Below are 18,158 nucleotides of genomic sequence, written 5' to 3'. Positions count from 1 at the left end.
GACCTTCACATGCCGATCTTCAACCCCAGCCGGAACGCGACTGCGGCATGGCCCTGCTGCTGTTCCGCGCTGGCCTCGGCCGAGAGAGCGAACGGTCCGCGGCCACCGGACACGCCGAGCCGGCCGATAAAGCCGCTTTTGCGATCTTCCGGCGTCAGCGTGAAGCTGTTGCCGGTCGAGAAGCGTGCCACCGTCGCGCCGAGCGACCCGCCGACGAGTTCGCGGCGACCGCCCTCGACATTGACTCTCAGCCACATGCCTTCGGGATCGAGACTGCCGAAGTCATAGCCGAGCGCGACCGAACCCGTTGCCGCGAGTTCGTCACTCTTGCGCTGGCTGACGATCAGGTTGAAGGCGTCGCCGCCACCCGTCTCGGCATGTGCCTTCTCGGTCAAGCGGTAGTAATCGACCGCGGCGATCGGGCGCAAATGCAGCCGCTTGCCGACCCGCAGGTCATAGGAAAGCGTACCAGCGGCGGAATAGAGCTTGCCGTTCCATTTGCCGTCCGCGGTACGATTGAACGCCTGATTGTTGAAACTGCCGTCGAAACGCCGCACGCTGTCGAAATTGATCGTCGCCGCCGAGGCGCGCGCGCTTGCCGCCAGACCACCCCAGCGCCCGCGCCAGTGCACCGCCGCTTCGTATTGGCTCGACTGGATCTCGTTGTCGTTCGACCCATCGCCATCGGTGCCGCTCAGATACGCCAGCCCGACGCCGACGCGTCCCGCGCCGCCCAGGCTGATTTCTATCCCGCCGTTGACGCCATAACCGTTGACGTCATAGGCCGAGGTGCTGCCGAGATTCTTCGACGTGCCCCACGCCACCTGCTGCAACCAGAAACCCCATGCTCCCATATCGGTGACATTCGGGTTGGGATCCTGCAGGAACCGGGCGGTGGCACGCGATGCCTGAGTGACGGATTCGAACGCACCGCCGGCATAATCGGGCAAAAAGCTCGAATAACGCTGGCGGAATGTCGCACCATCGCCGATCGCAAGGATCGTCGCCGAGATCTTCGCATCCTTGTCGATCACCGCGAGAACCGCGTCCAATGCCGTGGCCGAGCCGGTCGTGACACCAAGCTGTGCGGCGCTCTTGCGCGCGATGGTCAGCTTGATCGACGTGTTGGTCGGATCGGTTGCGAGACTGCCGGTGAACAGGAAAGGCAACAGCATGTCGCTGGCCGCCAGGTTGTTGCCGCCCGTGATGCTGCCCGCGCGGACGATCGTGTAGACACCCTGCGCCCGTGTGACGCTGTCGAGACGCACCAGCACCTTCGACCCGGCGGCAAAAGTTGCATTGCCGGACACGTCGTAGCTCGTGACAGTGCCGGTCACGCTGTTGATGTTGACGCCGATCATGCCCGTCGCCGTGACATTGAGCGACGACAGCGCGACCGAACCGGTATTGGTAAGGTCAAGCAGGCCGGAGATGTTTGCCGCAGCGCCGTTCGCCCGGAACAGATTGCCACGGATTGACGTGCCGGCTCCCAGAGTCAGGGTATCGGCACCATAGCCGAAATCGACATCGCCGGTGATCTTCGAGGTACCCGACAGCGTGAGCGTGTCGGCGCCCCCTTCGAACTGGATGCGGCCGGTGTGCGATGTGCCGTCGGCAAGGGTCATGGTATTGGCCCCGGCCCCGAACAGGACATCGCCATTGGTCTTGGCGGTACCGGCGAGCGACAGCGTGTCGGCGCCCGCGCCGAAGCGGATTCCGCCGCTCTGCACAGCATCGCCGCTCAAGGCGAACTTGTTGTCGCCCGCGCCGAAATCGACCGTGCCGGTATAGGATCCGTCCGCCAGATCGAACAGGTCATTGCCGCTGCCGAGCAGGATCGCGCCCGAGATGGAGGGTGCGGCCTTGCCGGTCGCGGCGACCAGTTGCTTGATGGTCGCGCCGCTCGTCACCGAGCGAAGATCGATCGCAATGTTACGGCTCGCATCGGTCGATCCGCTCGCGCCGATAACGCCGCTATTTTCGATCAGCTTCAATGTGCCCGATGCGTCGTAGATCGCGGTCGCGGTGCCCTGACCCGCCGTCGCGGCGCTGATCGTGCCCGAGTTGCGCAACGTCGGCATCGACGCGCCGGTCTCGACCGAGATCGCGCGGGTCTGATGCGCTGAATCCGTCCCGCCCGTGGCCGTGATCGTACCGCTGTTCAGCGTTTCCAGCATCGTTGTGCCCGCACCGACCTTCAACGCGGTGGCGTTCGCCTTGCTGGTCGCTGCGACGGTGCCGGAAACCGAAATGCCGTTGCCGAGATTGACCGCCCTGCCCTGGCCGCCGATCGACATGCCGGTCCCATCGACCCCCGCAAAGATGCCGTTACCGGCAATCGATCCCTTGACCACGACCGAATGATTGCCCGTATCGCCGGCCACTGCACCGATCGTCAGGTCGCGCGTCGCCGATCCGATCACCACTGCGGGCGCCGCGCCGTTTGAGACGATCTTGGCGGTACCTTCGTCCTTGTCGGGGATGCCGTCCTTGTCTTCGTCGGGGTCGTTAGGATTCAGATCCGGCGGCGGCGCATCGAACAGGATGCCACCACCGACATTGCCCGAAACGCGGACAGCCGGACCGCCCTGCAGCAAATCGTCGGCGTCGAGCTTGGCCGGGTCACCGGCGATATTGCGATATCCGGACGCAGTGACATTGCCCTGGACGGAGAATTGCCCGCCGATGTCGCCATCGGCCGCAACACCGACCGCATCCTTACCCTGCACGGTGATCGTGCCGCTCAGCTTCACATTGCCCGAGACCGCATCGGTGCGCACACCGACCGCCCGGTCACCCGTGACGGTGATCGTGCCGCTGCTGGTGACTGATCCGGTCACTGGCCCACCAAGCCGGATGCCGCCCGAATCATTGCCCTCAACGGTGATCGTACCGCTGTTGACGATGCTGCCGGTGAAACCCACGCCATCGGCGGTGCGAATGCCGAAGCGATTGGTGCCCAGCGCAAACGGTCCATCGAGATCGCCGTCTTTGTCGGTATCGGTCGGGGTATAGGTTTCGTCGATCACGATCGAACCGCTATTGGTGATCGTGCCCGAACCGCCTGCCGCGACAAAGATGCCGTTCGCGTTGTTGGCGTCGGTGATGAGGATCTTACCCTCATTCTTGATATTGTTCGCGCTGTTGAGCGTGACCGCATTGCCGCCGGTCGGTTCGACCGATCCGGTCGAGGTGATGGTGACGTCCGAAGGCTGGCCGTTGGCCGCCGTGGCGGTCAATACCGGCGTCGTCACCTTGGTGGTGATCGTGGTCTGCGCGGCGGCCGGCAGTGCGGCGAAAAGGATCGGTGTGAGACAGGTCGTGGCTAGCAAATGACGCATACGTTCCTCGGGCAAGCTGATGTGCTCGGGAAAGAAACGCCCATTATTTGAGCTTATCGGGCGCGGCCCCTCCCCGACATTCAGACGGAACCGGTCGAGCAAACCCGCAGAGGAATTTTTACGCGTCTATCTGAAAACGCGTGGGAGAGCGTATTTCGGCAACGGCGGCCTGTTCCTGCTAAAAGCTGGCATCGAAACCGATGCGGATGCTGCGCGGGCGAAGCGGGGTGATCTGGTTCGCCCCGTTCATCAGGAACGGGCTGCCCAGAGCAAACCGATTACCTTCTTCATCGAGCAGATTGGTCAGCGACACGGTCAGTCCCCGGCGCTCATCGCCGAACCTGAGCTCGATGCCGGTATCGAGCGTATCACCCTGCGGACGACCCAGCACCGGCCCGATGCCGAGCCGCGACTGACCGACATAGCGTGCATAGGCATCGAGCGTGAAATAGCCGATATTGCCAAACGGCGCCGAATAGCGCGCCCTGACCAACCCGCTCGCATCCGCGACATTGGGCAGCGACGGCCCGGCACGTTTCGCGGCATGGGGTTGCGCCGGCCCGCTCTTGTCGGCGGCATAGGCTGCGACGAGTGCTGCCGTCGGCGTCGTGACCTCGGACTTGTTGAGATAGACCGCGCCCTGCAGCTCAAGGCGCGGTACGGGCCGCCAATGCGCGCTGACCCCCGCCGAGGTGATCCGGCCGTCGCCAATATTGGCGGTGATCGGAAACCCCGATGTGTCGATCAAATCGGCCTGAATGTCGCGCCAGCGCGTGTGAGCAAGGGTAAGCGATATGTCGAAGCGATGAGTGCCGGCATAGCGTAGACCGATCTCCCCGGTCTCGACTTCGTCGCCCTTATAATATTGAACGATGTCTGTGCCCACCGACAGGCCGCCGGGACGATAGCCTTGTTGATAGCGAATGAAGGCGGTGATCCGATCGGCCGGGCGCAGCGAGACGGCAAGCGACGGCAGAAAGCGCGTCTCGGTGCGCTGGCCCTGCGCTTCCTGGTCGAGACGGAACTCCAGTTCTTCGGGGCGGTCAAGCGCCCGGCCTGACAGCCGTGAATGGGTCAGCCGCCCACCGCCAGTCAGCGACAGCCAGGGCAACGGCACGATCGTCGCCTCTCCGTACAATGTCGCCTCATCGACGCGATTGCGGACCCCGACCACATCCGAGGTGAGGAAGGGCACGGTGACCAGCCCACCCGGCCCCACCACGGGAAAGGCAACCAGTTCATAAGCACCCACCGCCTCGTCCGCTTGCACGAATTGCCGGTCGAAGGTTCGGTTCTGGCGCGTGATGGTGCTCAGCGCGCTCACGCCAATTACCCAGCCATCGCCATTCTCGCCGCTATGCGACAGGCGGGTTTCGGAGCTGACCATCCTGATCCGGCTGACCTGGTCATAGGCCTTGGCCAGGCCGCCCGGCGGCGTCGCGTCGAAGCGTTCTGCGACATATTGGTCGACGATGCCGGTCGATGAGACCAGGCGCGCCTGCCCGAAATCCTTGGCGATCACGATTTCGCCGAGCAGATATTTATTGCGATAGGGCTGGGCAAGCGCGCTCGACCGGCTGAGGTCATGACGGTCGGCATATTGCGCGTCATCGCCGGCGATACGCTGGTAATTGCCCGATATATCGACCGTCCAGTCATCGCTGGGGGAAAAGCGCAGTGTCGCGCGCCCACCGATCGTCTCGACCCGGTTGACGTCGCGGAGGCCGCGTCCGCGATCATCGATATAGCCGCCATCGATGCCGCCATAAGCGAGCCCGCGAATAGCCAATGTGTCGCCCGAGACCGGCAAGTTGACGATCACCCCCGCATCGCCGCCGGGCTTGCCGTGCTGGGTGGCGGAAAGGCCGCTCCATGCCCGCGCGGAGGCCAGCCCCATGCCCGGCACTTCGGGCACGATGCGGATGATCCCGCCGAGCGAGCCCGCTCCATAGAGCGTACCCTGCGGCCCTTCCAGCACCTCGACCGAGCGGACATCGTAAAGCCTGAGACTCGGGTCGGGCGCGCTATAGTTGATCCGCGTATCACCCCAATATTGACCGACGGTCGACTGGGTCGGGCCAGTGAAGCTCGAATCCGCAACGCCGCGAATGAACAGCTTGTTGCGCCCCGCGCCGAGATGCGTCGAGGCAACGCTGGCGACGCGCGCCTCGATCGCGTCCGATCCCAAACCACTCTCGGCGAACGACAGATCGCGTCCCTGGACGATTGCCGCCATGCCCGGCAAATCGCGCAGCCGCCGATCATATTTGGCGGCCGTCACGATGATATCGCCCATCGCCTCGCTCGGTTCGGGTGGCGGCGCCGGCCTGAATGCGGCTCTTGGCCGGTTGGTCGGCATTGGCGCCGCAGCTTCGACGACGAACACCCCCGGCGCAACCTGCCGCGCCATCGCACCCGAGTCGCGCAGCATCGTCGCAAGTGCTTGCGCGGGATCGAGTTTTCCGTTGACGGCGCGCACCTTGAGCGTGGCCACGCGCCGATCGCGCAGCCCGATGCTCGCGCCGGTCTGACGTCCGAGCAGGACGATCGCCTGGTCGAGTTGTATCGCGGGCACGTTGACGTTGCGCCGCTCCCGCGCCTCGGCCGAGGTCGCGGCGATCATGCAGGTTATGGCAAGAAGAGGTCTAGCGAGGTGCACGGTCCGGCCGGGTCAGAGTCCAGCCCAGCGCATTACGCTCGGCCCGGACGCCAAGCAATGGCGCGATCGGCCCGATCGGATCGGCCGCCTTGGTGTCGAGGTTGATGATTCCGGTGAACGTCAGCGCTGCGGCAGTCCCGGTCGCACTGACCGGCTTGCCCAGATTGCGCGACAGATCGTCGGCAATGGTTGCCAGCGGGGCATTGCTGTAAACCAGCTGTCCACTCCGCCAGGCGCCGACGCTTGTCGCCTCGACCTGCACCCTGACCGGGCGAATACCGTCCGCCGCGACAAGCGCTTGTCCTGCATCGAGCCTGACCGCATCGGCATCGGGGGCGTAGATCACCGCCCCCTCACTCACCGCGAGCCGCGTTGCCCCGACGTCGCGCACGACATTGAAGACCGTGCCGACATCAACCAGCTTTGTCCCGCCCACCTTGAGCTCGAACGGGTCGCGATCGTCATGACGCACGGTAAACAACGCTTCGCCCCGTTCCAGCGTCGCACGGCGCGGCGCGGCATGATCGAGCAGAAGTCGCGTTCCGCCATTGAGCATGATGCTGCTGCCGTCCGCGAGGGTCACCGTGCGGTGCACGCCTGGCCCGGTTTCGACGATATAAGGCGAGGCCGTGTCGCGCAGCGTCGTAAAGCCGATGACCCCGGCGATGGCAGCGGCCATCGCCCCGCCGACCCATATGCGCCGCGACACACGCGGCGGCACAGCCGCGGGCATGGCAGGAATGATCGGGCGCGGTGCCGTCCGCAATGTCTCGACGGTCGACGCATCGTGCGCGACCGCCAGCTCATAGGCGGTGTTATGGACGGGATTCTCTTCCAGCCACGCTGTGAAACCATCCCAATCATCAAACGCGGCATCGCTCAGGCGGATCGTCCAAAGCTGTGCCTGGTCGCGAATCGAGTCGGAGAAGGGCGGGTTCATGCGCATGTCCCTGACAAGACGAAGCTGATCGGGCTATTCCGCATCGTCGCTCTCCCGAAGCGCGCCGAGCGCACGATACGCCCGCTGCAGATCCTTTTCCACCGTACTGAGGCTGACCCCGAGACTGCGCGCGATGTCCGCCTGGCCGACTCCGTCCAGTCGGTACTGGCGAAACACCTGTTCCGCGCGCGGCCCAAGCGCGGAAAGCGCCGCCTCCACCGCGCGCAGCCTTTCCCGTGCCAAAAGCGCGCGTTCGATACCGGGTTCGGCGACGACAGCGTCAGTCGCATCGACATAATCCTGTTCGCGGCGCGCCCGGCTGGTATCGGCGCGATACCGGTCGCGCATCAGGTTTTCGGCGGCGCGGTAGAGATAGCCAAGCGGCGCCGCGACCGGCTGTGCCGGCGCCGCCGACACCCGTTCCCACAATTCCTGGAGCAAATCCTCCGCCGCCTCCCCGGCACCGCGCGCGGCAAGGAACCGCAGCAATCGCTCACGGCTTTCCATGAAGACCTGGGCCAGGCCGCTCGGTTGAAGTTCCGCCATCGCCTCTGTCCAAAGCACCATCGCGCCCGCTTGCCAAGCGCCAGCATAAACGGCCAGCATGATTGGAACGTGCGCAGCCGACTTGCGCGGACATTCGCCCCACGCTATCCGCACGGCGGAACCATGTCGGCAAATCGTTCGAACCGGACGGGCGCTGGCATAGGCGGGTATAGCACAATGGTAGTGCAGCAGCCTTCCAAGCTGAATACGCGGGTTCGATTCCCGCTACCCGCTCCATTTTCCTACCGCTCCCTTTATCCATAGTCTGAGGATCGACCCGATGGCCGCCAGCAGCTTTGCCGAGGCACGCAGCGGTATCGTCGCGGTCGGGCGCTGGCTCGACAGCAAGGGCTGGGCCCCGGCGACATCGGGCAATTATTCGGTGCGGCTCGATGACGGCAGCTTCGCGGTCACCGTTTCGGGCCGGCACAAGGGCCGGCTGACCGAAGACGATGTGATGCGCGTCGACGCATCGGGCACCTCGCTCGACGGCAAGAAGCCGTCCGCCGAAACCGCCCTGCATCTGGCGCTGTACCGCGATTTTCCCGAGACCGGCGCAGTGCTGCACAGCCATTCGGCCACGGCCGTCGGACTGACCCGGGCCTTTCCCGACCTGACCGGCTGGACCCTGCAAGGTCATGAGATGCTCAAGGCGCTGCCCGGCACCACGACGCACGAAACACGAATCGTCCTGCCGATCGTCGACAACAGCCAGGATATGGCAGTGATCGACGCAAAGATGTCATCCTTGCTCGCTAAACCCGGCAGCGCGCCGGCCTATCTGATCCGCGCCCATGGCCTGTATGGCTGGGGCAAGGACCTGGCCGAGGCGGAGCGCGTGATCGAGGCCGTGGAGTGGATGATCGCCGCGGAACTGGCCGAGATCGGGTTCAGGAACGGGAGTGCGACATGAGCCGGTTGCAGATCTTCAATGAAAACGATGGCACAGCGGCGTTGATCGATACCCGCGACGTGGCGACGATCGCCGCCGCGCTGGAGACGATCGGCGTGCGGTTCGAACGCTGGCCGACGCGCGAGGCGGTGACCGCCGACACGATCCTGCAAGTCTACGCACCCGAGATCGAGGCCTTGAAGGCGGAGGCGGGATACCAGTCGGTCGATGTCGTCGCGCTCGCGCCCGATCATCCCGATCGCGCCACACTGCGCGGCAAGTTCCTCGCCGAACATACCCATGGCGAGGATGAAGTGCGCTTCTTCGTCGATGGCGAAGGGCTGTTCACGCTGCATGAGGGCGGCCGGGTGTTCAACATGCTGTGCACCAAAGGCGATCTGATCTCGGTCCCTGCCGGCATGCGTCACTGGTTCGACATGGGCCCGACGCCGAACTTCACCGCGATCCGGCTGTTCGTGAACCCCGATGGCTGGGTCGCGCGCTTTACCGGCAGCGATATCGCGGACCGCTTTCCACGTCACGAGCCCGTTACCGCCTGACATGAAGGCGATCGTCACCGATATCGAGGGCACGACGTCGAGCATCGCCTTCGTCGCCGATGTGCTGTTTCCCTACGCGCGGGCACGGCTGGCGGACTGGGTCGCGGCCCATCCGGCAGAAGCCGCGCCGATCCTGGCCGACGTCGAGGCGATCGAGGCGAGTGATCCGGTCGCCACCCTGATCCGTTGGATCGATGAAGATCGCAAGGCGACGCCACTCAAGACGCTGCAGGGGATGATCTGGGCCGATGGATATAAATCGGGCGGGTTCACCGGCCATGTCTATCCCGACGCGGTCGCGGCGCTGCGCCGCTGGCATGAGGCGGGCGTGGCCCTTCATGTCTTCTCGTCTGGCTCGATCGCGGCGCAGGCGTTGCTTTTCGGCCATAGCGACGCGGGCGATCTGACGCCGCTCTTCTCCGGCTATTTCGACACGACCACCGGACCGAAGCGCGAAGCGGCTTCCTATACCGCAATCGCCGCGGCGATCGGCGAAGCGCCGGCTGACATCCTGTTCCTGTCAGACACGCCCGAAGAGATCGCCGCCGCCCGCGCCGCCGGGATGGAAGCGCTGCTGATCGACCGGACCGGCGGCGCGGGCGATATCGCCACGTTCGATGAGGTGAGCGCATGAAGCTGCACGGCACGCACCAGCGCTCGATCACGCGCACCGCCGATGGGCGCGGCGCGCGGATCATGGACCAGCGCGACTTGCCCTGGACCGTCAATTGGGTCGAATTGCGCAACGCCGAAGAAGCCGAACGCGCGATCCGCGAGATGTGGACGCGTGGCGCGCCGCTGATCGGCGCGACCGCCGCCTATGGTCTGGCGATGGCGCTGGCCGAGGATGGGTCCGACGCGGCACTTGATCGGGCCTATCGGCTGTTGCTCGCGTCGCGGCCGACGGCAGTCAATCTGCGCTGGGCGCTCGACAAGGTGGTCGAGGCGGTGCGCACCCTGCCCGCCGCCGATCGCGCCGCCGCCGCCTTTGCACGGGCCGATGCGATCTGTGACGAGGATGTCGAGTTGAACCGCGCGATCGGCGAACATGGCCTCGCGCTGTTCCGCACGTTACATGCGCAGCATCCTGATCGTCCGCTCAACATCCTGACGCATTGCAATGCCGGCTGGCTGGCGACGGTCGATTACGGCACCGCGACCGCGCCGATCTATCTCGCGCATGACGCCGGCATTCCAGTGCATGTCTGGGTCGATGAGACGCGCCCGCGCAACCAGGGCGCACTGCTCACCGCGTTCGAGCTGGCCGGGCATGGCGTGCCGCACACGGTGATTGTCGACAATGCCGGCGGGCACCTGATGATGACGGGCCAGGTCGATGCGGTGATCGTCGGCACTGACCGGGTGACCGCGAACGGCGATGTCTGCAACAAGATTGGCACCTATCTGAAGGCGCTGGCGGCGAAGGACACCGGCGTGCCTTTCTATGTCGCCTTGCCCTATACGACCTTCGATGCCGACACCGCGACCGGCGCCGACGTACCGATCGAGGAACGCTCCGGCGACGAAGTGACGCATGTTTCGGGCGAAGGCGGGAGCATCCGGGTGACGGCCTCGACTGCCGCCAACCCGGCGTTCGATGTCACGCCCGCGCGATTGGTGACTGGGTATCTGACTGAGCGGGGGCTGCTCGATCGGGTTTAGCCTTCAACCTTCCTGCTGATGCGACCGCCGTCAAGAAGATGCTAGATGGCCGCATGAACAACGCAAAGAACCAGGTCGATGGGAAGCATAAACGCTTTCTCTTCATCACCATCTGCTTCCTGCCGATCGCCTTTATAGTGTTTATGATCGCGGTGATGGGCGATTGCACGATGGAGATCACCGCTCGGGAATGCGGCGAAGGGAAAGACGCCGCGCTGAGAACCAGCATGGCCTGCGTCGGGGTTGCCTATGCCATCGTGCTGGCGCTCCCAATGCTACGCCGGCGCATGCGCACGCTGCTTGGACGCCGTCGAAATGGTGAGGCTGACTAGCGCGCTTTCCATCCGCGCGGACTCGTGCCCGTCCAGCGCTTGAACGCCCGTGAGAAGGAACTCGGATCGGAAAAGCCGACCAGATACCCCGTCTCGTTCACTGAGGTCTTCCCGCCACTCAGATAATGCAGCGCCATGCGGTGGCGCAGATCGTCGACCAACGCCTCATAACTGACGCCTTCGTCCTTCAGCCGGCGGTAGAGCGACTGACGGCTGAGCTTCATCTGCCCGGCGACATCATCCATGCCGACATCGCCCCGGTGCAGTATCGGGATCAACAGGCTTTCGACCCGCCCCCGCATCGTTTGCGCGTTCTCAAGGTTTTTGAGCAACCGGTCGGCATGCTCGCTGAGCACCCCGAAGACATAGCGATTGGGCTGATGCAGTTCGATCGACAGCCAGGACGGGTCGATCATGATCGCGTTCCTGTCGCTGTCGAAGGTGACCGACGCCTTCAGGATACGATCATAATCGGCGCGATAGTCCGGCGCGGGATGCGTGACATGCACTGCCTTGGCGAAAGGGGCGTCGGGGAAATGGCGCGCGGTTTCGCAGATGAACCGCGACCAGGTCGCTTCGGTCATCTCCGGAAAGCTGTTCGGGTCGGACCGCCGGTCGACCATCCATAGCTCCCCGTCGATCCAGGCCAGCTCGAACCGCCCGCCAACCCCGGGCAGATCGACTTCGGCCGCGAGTCGGGCATAACGGCTCAGTTCGGCAAAGGCCTCGCCCATGGTCGGCGCGGCGTAGCAGATCAGGCCGACGACCGAGATTTCCTTGAAGTCCTTCTCCGCACCGAGCTCGAGCGCCAAAGCGGGCGCGTCGCACAGCTGCTTGGCGGCACGCATCAGCGCGACGTACTGCGTGAGCGGTACGCGATTGTCCGGGTCGGACAGATCGCCGGGATCGATCGCCGACAGGTCGCAAAGCTGCTGCCGGTCAGCGCCTCTCGACACCGCGAACTGCAGCAGATTGTCCGCATAGCCGGCCGACACCGTGGGCTCAGCCACCGGGACGCTCCTGCGAGCCGAAAGTCAGGTTTTTGATCTTCACGGTCATGTGCCGGAGGTCATAGCCGCTCTATCGCCGGACGAGAACCAGAAGGGGCGTCCGGAGGGACAAGGATGGACAAAACTGTTGCGGCCGGTTCAACGGCATTGCGATCCGCGGCGACGAGGGCGCTCAAGGCGTCGGCGATTTTCTGGTATGCGACGGCGGTCATCGGACAATGGCTGTTCGTCGCCTATATCGCCAGCTTCTACGGCGGTGCCGCGACGGTGGGGAATTTCCAGAAATGGAACGATGTGCTGGTCGGCGGCTATGTCGCAGGCGGCACGATCGGCAATGTCGCGCTTGCCGCGCACCTGCTGCTCGCGATCATCATCACTGTCGGCGGGCCGCTACAACTGGTGCCGTATCTTCGCGCCCGCGCCCTGCCCTTTCATCGCTGGAACGGGCGGCTGTACATTCTGACCGCGATCGTGATGAGCCTGACCGGATTATATATGGTGTGGACGCGCGGCACGGCCGGCGGCTTTTCGATGCGCTTCGGGATCAGCATCAACGCCGCCCTGATCCTGGCCTGCGCGGCACTGGCCTGGCGCTACGCGCTCGCTCGCAAGATCGCCGTGCATCGCCGCTGGGCGCTCCGCACCTTCATCCTGGTTAGCGGGGTGTGGTTCTTCCGCGTCGGGCTGATGCTGTGGATCATCGTCAATAACGGCCCGGTCGGGATCGGTGGGAAGGGGTTCGACGGTCCGTTCGTCCGCTTCTGGGCCTATGGCTGCTATCTGGTGCCGCTGGTGGTGCTCGAACTCTATCTGCGCGCGCAGGATCGAGGCGGCGTGACCGGCAAGTTCGCGATGGCGGGGCTGTTGTTCGTGCTCACCGCCGGGGTCGCTATCGGCATCTTCGGCGCCTTTATGGGGATGTGGCTGCCGCGCATGGCCGGGTGAGCGCACAGCATCAAGGCCGCACCCGCATCCGCTCCAGCGCTTCGTCGAGCGTCGCATCGGCCTTGGCGAAGCACAGCCGCACGACATTGGTCACCGGCGCCTCGACATAGAATGCCGAGACCGGGATCGAGGCGACGCCCGCCTCTTCGACCAGCCATTCGCAGAATGCGACATCCCCCATATCGACGCCCGAGCGGCTGAGATCGATAGACAGGAAATAGGTCGCCGCACTTGGCAGCACGGCATAGCCAAGGCCGGTCAATCCCGCCGCCAGCCGGTCGCGCGAGCGCTGGAACGCGGCGCGCATTTCCTCGAAATAACGGACATCCCTGGCCAGTCCAAAAGCGGCGGCGGCCTGGAGATTGGGTGGTGTGGTGAAGGTCAGGAATTGATGCGCCTTGGCCAGCACCGCCGCCAGCGGCGGAGCGGCGCACATCCAGCCGACCTTCCACCCGGTGAGCGAGAAAATCTTGCCCGCCGAACCGATCTTGACCGTGCGTTCGCGCATGCCCGGAAAGCCGATCAGCGAGCGATGCACGCCACCGTCGAACACGACATGCTCCCACACCTCGTCGCAGATCGCGATCGCATCATGCGCGACGCAGAAATCGGCGAGCAAGGCCAGTTCGGCGTTGGACGCCATGGTCGCGGTCGGATTAAGCGGCGAATTGAGGATCACCAGCTTCGTGCGCGTGCTTACGACCGCCGACAGCGCTTCGGCGGTGATGCGCCATTCGGGCGGCTCCAGCCCAACCAGCTTCGGCACGCCGCCGGCGCGCACGACCAGCGGCCAATAGGCATCATAGAGCGGCTGGAACATCACCACTTCGTCGCCCGGCGAGATCAGCGCGAAAATCGTCGCGGCCAGCGCCTCGGTCGCGCCCGAGGTGACGATCACCTCGGCCGGTATGAGGTCGAGCCCCTGATGCACGGCATAATGTGCCGCGACGGCCTCACGCAGCGCGGGAATGCCGAGCATCGGCGGATATTGGTTCGATTCCTCGATCAGCGCACGCGCCGCCTCGGCCAGCACATCCTCCGGCCCACGCCCGTCGGGAAAGCCCTGTCCGAGATTGATCGCGCCGGTCGCACGGGCGCGCGCCGACATGATTTCGAAGATGGTGGTGCCGAGCGAGGCATAAAGCGGATTCATCGCGGACGGCCCTGAAGTAAGTTGATGGACGGCGCACCCGACCGGCGCGCTGGCGCGGATACCATGCCGACATTCCGGCAAGCAATCTCGCGTGCGATCTGCTCAGCGTTTCAAGGCGGTGGCGATCGTTCCGGCCGGCAATTCATGATCCATCATCGCAACGATCCGCGCGCGCATCGCGGTCAGGCGGGCGAGATGAGCATCGATATCGGCCAGCCGGGTGCTCAGGATCACCCGCGCATCGGCGCAGTTCGGCAGCGAACCGTCCGCGGGCGCGCTCGCCCTGATCTCCGCCAGCGACAAGCCAAGCGACTGTGCGAGCACGATCATGCGCAGCCCTTCCAGCGTCGCGGCGGGATAGTCGCGATAGCCGTTCGCGCCGCGTGCCGCGGGCGGGATGAGGCCCTTGTCCTCGTAAAAGCGGATACGCGACGTCGATATGCCCGCCGCACGCGCAAGCTCACCGATCTTCATGCTTGACCTTCAACTTTGATTGAAGGTGTAAGGTCGCGCGACTCACGATCGAAAGTCAATACCATGTTCGACGAAAATGCCGCCAGCACTGCTCCCCACGAGATCGAAGGGACGTCCGCACCCGCGCGCTCAGCGCTGTTCGAACCATTGTCGCTACGCAATGGCGCGATCATTCCCAACCGGCTCGCCAAGGCCGCGATGGAGGAGAATATGGCGGATCAGGGCCAGGTGCCAGGTCCGGCGTTGCTCGCGCTCTACACGCGCTGGGCACAAGGGGGCGCCGGCTTGCTGTTGACCGGCAATGTCATGATCGATGCCCGTGCGCTGACCGGTCCGGGCGGGCTCGTCCTCGAAGACGACCGGGACCTGGCGCTGTTCTCGCGCTGGGCAACGGCGATGAAATCGGGCGGCGCCCAGGCCTGGATGCAGATCAACCATCCGGGCCGACAAATGCCCGTCGCCCTGGGTCAGCAAGCGGTCGCCCCATCCGCCGTGCCGCTTGATCTTGGCGGACTGTCGAAGCTGTTCGCTCAGCCCCGCGCGATGACGTCGGCCGAGGTCGAGGACATCATTGCCCGCTTCGCTCGCACTGCCGCACTCGCCGAACAAGCCGGCTTCGACGGGGTCCAGGTCCATGCCGCGCATGGCTATCTGCTCAACCAATTCCTCTCGCCGCTGGTCAACCAGCGCACCGACACATGGGGCGGCAGCCTGGAGAATCGCGCGCGCGCCTTGCTCGATACGGTCCGCGCGGTTCGAGCGGCGGTCACGCCGGGCTTTACCGTGTCGGTGAAGCTCAATTCGGCCGATTTCCAGCGCGGCGGCTTCGATGTCGACGATGCGAAGCAAGTCGTGCAGTGGCTCAACGACCTTGATATCGACCTGCTCGAACTGTCGGGCGGCAGTTATGAAAGCCCGGCGATGCAAGGCACGCCGGTCGAAGGAAGCAGCACGGCAGCGCGCGAAGCCTATTTCGTCGATTTCGCGCGCGACATTGCCGGTGTGGCGGCCATGCCGGTGATGGTCACCGGCGGTATCCGTCGTCGCGCCGTGGCGGAAGCCGCATTGTCACCCGAGGGCGACCGAATCGGCGTCGCGATGCTCGGCATCGCCACCGCGATGACGGTGGAGCCCGCCTTGCCCGCCCGCTGGCGCGCCGGCGAAAGCCTGGAGATCGCCTTACCCAGCCTGAGCTGGAAGAACCGCGCGCTGGCGGCGGGTGCGACGATGGCGATCGCCAAGCTGCGCCTGCGCCGCATGGCCGCCGGCAAGGCGACGGAACGAACACCCTCCGCCGTGCTGACTTTCATTGGCGATCAACTCCGCACCCGCCGCCTGGCGAAACGGTACCGGGCATGGATGAACGAACGACAGCCGGCGGTGTAAGCCGCTCCTTCGCCTCCGTTTCAGGGAAAGCGAACGCCAGTGAGCTCTTCCGATACTTCCCACAATCTGGCGGCCACGGTTTCATCTCGTGCCTCCTTGCCCACCACCGCATTGCCGACCCGCCCGGTCAGTTCGAACGGCCCCTTCGGCCCATAATAGCCCTTGGGCACCGCATCGGGCGCGGTTGCCGCGAACAGGGTCGGCAGCGCCCCGGCCGCCGCCGTCTGCGACATGAACGGTTCCATCACGCTGCTCAGCCGTTGCAGCGGTGATGGGCCGGTCCGGCCCAACCCGGGTCCCGAACTCTGCAGCCCGGTGCGGGCATAGCCCGGATGCGCTGCGTTGCTCATCAGGCCGCATCCATGCCGGTCGCTGCGGCGCTGCAACTCGAAGGCGAACAGGATCATCGCGAGCTTGGACTGGGCATAGGCCCGCCACGGCTTGTAGCGCCGCTCCCATTGCAGGTCGTCGAAATGGATCGCCGCCTGCAACCGATGCGCGCCGCTGCTGAGATTGACGACGCGGGGCGCATCGCCCCGGCACAGCAGCGGCAACAACCGCCCGGTCAGTGCGAAATGTCCGAGATAGTTGGTGCCGAACTGCAATTCGAACCCGTCCGCCGTGATGTTGCGAGCGGGGGGCATCATCACGCCGGCATTGTTGATCAGCAGGTCGAGCGATTGATGCTCGCCCGAAAAGCGCGTGGTGAACGCCGCCACTTTTTTCAGGTCGGACAGATCCAGATCCATATAGCGGAGCGTCGCATTCGGATGGATTGCGCGGATCTGCTTCAGCGCCACTTCGCCCTTGGTCGGATTGCGACCGGTCAGCACCACATCGGCGCCGGCACCGGCCAACGCCAGTGCGGTCTCATAACCCAGACCGCCGGTTGCACCGGTGATCAATGCGAGCCGCCCTGCCTGAGAGGGAATGTCGTCGATGCCAAAATCTTTCATGATACGTCCTTCAATGGAAACGAGCGCTTGCTCACTCATTTTATCTTCAAAACATCACGGCTTGGTCAGCGCGCTCCAGAACGCGTCAAACCCGGCCTGCTTGTACCGGCTGCGTGCCTTGGGATCCTGTTCGATGAACTGCACGGTGGTTTCGGCGAGCGCCTGCATGATCGCGCCGACAAAGGCGATTGACTGGTCCTTGAGCGCCCCCATCGCCATCGCATCCCTCAACAGGGCCTCCGCGTCGCCGAACGCGGCGTTTCCCGATTGCCGGCTTGCCGCGCAAATTCGATCGGACACTGACAATTGGCGCATCGCCTTGCTTTTCGCGGCGTGATCCACGCCCCAGTCGATGAACCGGTCCCACACATGACGACCGCGCTCGCGCAACGCGCCAGATGCGGGATAGGTCGTCATCATCGCGCCATGCAGATCGCTTTTGAGCTCAAGATAGAGTGCGTTGAGCAAGTCGTCCTTGGTCGGGAAATAGGTGAACAACGTCCCCTCGGCGACGCCGGCCGCCCTGGCGATCTTGGCGGTCGGCGCGCCAGTGCCCAGCGCGGCCACCGCATCGGTCGCCGCGACCAGGATCGCATCGCGCTTTTCTTCGCTTAACGGGCGGGCCATTTCATATCCAATGAGTGAGTGCTTACTCGTTTATATGAACTGGGCACGCGGATTACAAGGCGTCAATCCGGTGCATCCGCCGCGAGTTTCGCCACCAGCTTCTCCAGCCGGCTTGCCCGGGCCGCGGGCGTGGTCGCTTTCAGGATCGGCAAGGCGACGGCATATTGTCCCGACCGGTCGAGCCGCTCGTACGCAGCACTGGCGCGTGCGTCGAGCTTCAGCGCGGCGGACAGATCATCCGGCAGCGTCGCGATGCGCTGCGATTCATACGCCACCGCCCAGCGGCCATCCGCTTGCGCGAGAGCGACCTCGGCCAATCCGCCCGGCCGCATGCGCCCGGCATCGTTCAGCGCCTCGACACGCGCCACATTGAGTTTCGACCAGGGGCTTTTCGACCGGCGCGGCGAGTAGCGCTGCAGATAATGGTTCGCGTCATATCCTTTGCGCTGGCTGTCGATCCAGCCATGGCAAAGCGCGACATCGAGCGCGTCGCTGATCGCGAGCGCTGCTTTTTTGGAACTCTTCTTGCCGATCAGCAGCCAGACGCCGCTCGACTCCGCATGATGATCGGCCAGCCATGCTTCCCATGCCGCATCATCGGCAAAGGCAAGGATTTCGCTGCTGTCGATCACGATCATTCATGCTCTCTCACCCCGGGATAGAGGGGATAGCGTT

Annotated in this window: 17 protein-coding genes and 1 tRNA gene; 8 read left to right on the top strand and 10 right to left on the bottom strand. The window is 64.7% G+C overall.

What is annotated here, in order from left to right; genetic code table 11:
• Positions 1-5: 5 nt before the first annotated feature.
• The 4 genes from OO12_RS04950 to OO12_RS04935 form a co-directional block, all read right to left on the bottom strand.
• Positions 6-3,341 carry an autotransporter domain-containing protein gene (locus OO12_RS04950; RefSeq protein ID WP_034157499.1) on the bottom strand — a complete coding sequence of 1,112 codons (3,336 nt, stop codon included), beginning with the start codon at positions 3,339-3,341 and terminating at the stop codon, positions 6-8.
• 178 nt (positions 3,342-3,519) lie between these two features.
• Positions 3,520-5,964 carry a TonB-dependent receptor gene (locus OO12_RS04945; protein WP_052215555.1) on the bottom strand — a complete coding sequence of 815 codons (2,445 nt, stop codon included), beginning with the start codon at positions 5,962-5,964 and terminating at the stop codon, positions 3,520-3,522.
• A gap of 22 nt (positions 5,965-5,986) precedes the next feature.
• Complete coding sequence (locus OO12_RS04940) at positions 5,987-6,940, bottom strand: FecR family protein (RefSeq protein ID WP_034157613.1); 954 nt, start codon at positions 6,938-6,940, stop codon at positions 5,987-5,989.
• Between the two features lie 33 nt (positions 6,941-6,973).
• On the bottom strand, positions 6,974-7,486 hold the full coding sequence (locus tag OO12_RS04935; RefSeq protein WP_034157612.1) for an RNA polymerase sigma factor: 513 nt from the start codon (positions 7,484-7,486) through the stop codon (positions 6,974-6,976).
• Between the two features lie 163 nt (positions 7,487-7,649).
• Here OO12_RS04935 and OO12_RS04930 point away from each other — a divergent pair.
• From OO12_RS04930 to OO12_RS04905, 6 genes are all read left to right on the top strand, one after another.
• A tRNA-Gly gene (locus OO12_RS04930) sits at positions 7,650-7,723 on the top strand.
• A gap of 43 nt (positions 7,724-7,766) precedes the next feature.
• A complete protein-coding gene (locus OO12_RS04925; protein WP_052215553.1) occupies positions 7,767-8,399 on the top strand; it encodes a methylthioribulose 1-phosphate dehydratase in 633 nt (210 codons plus the stop codon).
• A complete protein-coding gene (locus OO12_RS04920; protein WP_034157498.1) occupies positions 8,396-8,938 on the top strand; it encodes a 1,2-dihydroxy-3-keto-5-methylthiopentene dioxygenase in 543 nt (180 codons plus the stop codon). The genes OO12_RS04925 and OO12_RS04920 overlap by 4 nt, the downstream gene beginning before the upstream one ends.
• Position 8,939: 1 nt before the next feature.
• Positions 8,940-9,572, top strand: a complete 633-nt coding sequence (mtnC, locus tag OO12_RS04915) for an acireductone synthase (RefSeq protein ID WP_034157497.1) — start codon at positions 8,940-8,942, stop codon at positions 9,570-9,572.
• Positions 9,569-10,600 (top strand): S-methyl-5-thioribose-1-phosphate isomerase, encoded by a 1,032-nt coding sequence (gene mtnA / locus OO12_RS04910; RefSeq protein WP_034157496.1) that lies wholly within the window; start codon positions 9,569-9,571, stop codon positions 10,598-10,600. Before mtnC ends, mtnA begins: the two co-directional genes overlap by 4 nt.
• 53 nt (positions 10,601-10,653) lie before the next feature.
• A complete protein-coding gene (locus OO12_RS04905; RefSeq protein WP_034157495.1) occupies positions 10,654-10,932 on the top strand; it encodes a hypothetical protein in 279 nt (92 codons plus the stop codon).
• Here OO12_RS04905 and OO12_RS04900 read toward each other — a convergent pair.
• A complete protein-coding gene (locus OO12_RS04900; RefSeq protein WP_034157494.1) occupies positions 10,929-11,942 on the bottom strand; it encodes an AraC family transcriptional regulator in 1,014 nt (337 codons plus the stop codon). The genes OO12_RS04905 and OO12_RS04900 overlap by 4 nt on opposite strands.
• A gap of 114 nt (positions 11,943-12,056) precedes the next feature.
• On the opposite strand from OO12_RS04900, the gene OO12_RS04895 reads away from it, so the two are divergent.
• Positions 12,057-12,887 (top strand): DUF2306 domain-containing protein, encoded by an 831-nt coding sequence (locus OO12_RS04895; RefSeq protein WP_034157493.1) that lies wholly within the window; start codon positions 12,057-12,059, stop codon positions 12,885-12,887.
• Between the two features lie 10 nt (positions 12,888-12,897).
• On the opposite strand, the gene OO12_RS04890 is transcribed toward OO12_RS04895, so the two are convergent.
• Positions 12,898-14,040, bottom strand: a complete 1,143-nt coding sequence (locus OO12_RS04890; RefSeq protein WP_034157492.1) for an aminotransferase — start codon at positions 14,038-14,040, stop codon at positions 12,898-12,900.
• A 102-nt stretch (positions 14,041-14,142) separates the two neighbouring features.
• Complete coding sequence (locus OO12_RS04885) at positions 14,143-14,514, bottom strand: MerR family transcriptional regulator (protein WP_034157491.1); 372 nt, start codon at positions 14,512-14,514, stop codon at positions 14,143-14,145.
• A 63-nt stretch (positions 14,515-14,577) separates the two neighbouring features.
• Here OO12_RS04885 and OO12_RS04880 point away from each other — a divergent pair, with 63 nt between their 5' ends.
• A complete protein-coding gene (locus tag OO12_RS04880) occupies positions 14,578-15,900 on the top strand; it encodes an NADH:flavin oxidoreductase/NADH oxidase family protein (RefSeq protein WP_082006347.1) in 1,323 nt (440 codons plus the stop codon).
• 20 nt (positions 15,901-15,920) lie between these two features.
• On the opposite strand, the gene OO12_RS04875 is transcribed toward OO12_RS04880, so the two are convergent.
• The 3 genes from OO12_RS04875 to OO12_RS04865 all read right to left on the bottom strand — a co-directional run bounded on the left by OO12_RS04875 (position 15,921) and on the right by OO12_RS04865 (position 18,121).
• The gene (locus tag OO12_RS04875; RefSeq protein ID WP_034157490.1) at positions 15,921-16,856 is read right to left on the bottom strand and encodes an SDR family oxidoreductase; all 936 of its coding nucleotides are present in this window, start codon (positions 16,854-16,856) and stop codon (positions 15,921-15,923) included.
• A gap of 54 nt (positions 16,857-16,910) precedes the next feature.
• On the bottom strand, positions 16,911-17,483 hold the full coding sequence (locus tag OO12_RS04870; RefSeq protein WP_034157489.1) for a TetR/AcrR family transcriptional regulator: 573 nt from the start codon (positions 17,481-17,483) through the stop codon (positions 16,911-16,913).
• A gap of 62 nt (positions 17,484-17,545) precedes the next feature.
• Positions 17,546-18,121, bottom strand: coding sequence for a YdeI/OmpD-associated family protein (locus tag OO12_RS04865; protein ID WP_082006346.1), 576 nt, complete (start codon positions 18,119-18,121; stop codon positions 17,546-17,548).
• Positions 18,122-18,158: the final 37 nt, after the last annotated feature.

Origin of the sequence: Sphingomonas sp. ERG5, from assembly GCF_000803065.1 — a bacterium.
Taxonomy (GTDB): domain Bacteria; phylum Pseudomonadota; class Alphaproteobacteria; order Sphingomonadales; family Sphingomonadaceae; genus Sphingomonas.
The sequence above is the reverse complement of the archived record's forward strand: the minus strand, read 5'-3'. Positions and strand labels throughout refer to the sequence as shown.

Bases quoted from the DNA above. Each gene is read 5' to 3' on its own strand.
- OO12_RS04950 (WP_034157499.1), bottom strand. From the start codon at position 3,341: ATGCGTCATTTGCTAGCCACGACCTGTCTCACACCGATCCTTTTCGCC.
- OO12_RS04945 (WP_052215555.1), bottom strand. From the start codon at position 5,964: ATGATCGCCGCGACCTCGGCCGAGGCGCGGGAGCGGCGCAACGTCAAC.
- OO12_RS04940 (WP_034157613.1), bottom strand. From the start codon at position 6,940: ATGAACCCGCCCTTCTCCGACTCGATTCGCGACCAGGCACAGCTTTGG.
- OO12_RS04935 (WP_034157612.1), bottom strand. From the start codon at position 7,486: ATGGCGGAACTTCAACCGAGCGGCCTGGCCCAGGTCTTCATGGAAAGC.
- OO12_RS04925 (WP_052215553.1), top strand. From the start codon at position 7,767: ATGGCCGCCAGCAGCTTTGCCGAGGCACGCAGCGGTATCGTCGCGGTC.
- OO12_RS04920 (WP_034157498.1), top strand. From the start codon at position 8,396: ATGAGCCGGTTGCAGATCTTCAATGAAAACGATGGCACAGCGGCGTTG.
- mtnC (WP_034157497.1), top strand. From the start codon at position 8,940: ATGAAGGCGATCGTCACCGATATCGAGGGCACGACGTCGAGCATCGCC.
- mtnA (WP_034157496.1), top strand. From the start codon at position 9,569: ATGAAGCTGCACGGCACGCACCAGCGCTCGATCACGCGCACCGCCGAT.
- OO12_RS04905 (WP_034157495.1), top strand. From the start codon at position 10,654: ATGAACAACGCAAAGAACCAGGTCGATGGGAAGCATAAACGCTTTCTC.
- OO12_RS04895 (WP_034157493.1), top strand. From the start codon at position 12,057: ATGGACAAAACTGTTGCGGCCGGTTCAACGGCATTGCGATCCGCGGCG.
- OO12_RS04890 (WP_034157492.1), bottom strand. From the start codon at position 14,040: ATGAATCCGCTTTATGCCTCGCTCGGCACCACCATCTTCGAAATCATG.
- OO12_RS04885 (WP_034157491.1), bottom strand. From the start codon at position 14,514: ATGAAGATCGGTGAGCTTGCGCGTGCGGCGGGCATATCGACGTCGCGT.
- OO12_RS04880 (WP_082006347.1), top strand. From the start codon at position 14,578: ATGTTCGACGAAAATGCCGCCAGCACTGCTCCCCACGAGATCGAAGGG.
- OO12_RS04875 (WP_034157490.1), bottom strand. From the start codon at position 16,856: ATGAAAGATTTTGGCATCGACGACATTCCCTCTCAGGCAGGGCGGCTC.
- OO12_RS04870 (WP_034157489.1), bottom strand. From the start codon at position 17,483: ATGGCCCGCCCGTTAAGCGAAGAAAAGCGCGATGCGATCCTGGTCGCG.
- OO12_RS04865 (WP_082006346.1), bottom strand. From the start codon at position 18,121: ATGATCGTGATCGACAGCAGCGAAATCCTTGCCTTTGCCGATGATGCG.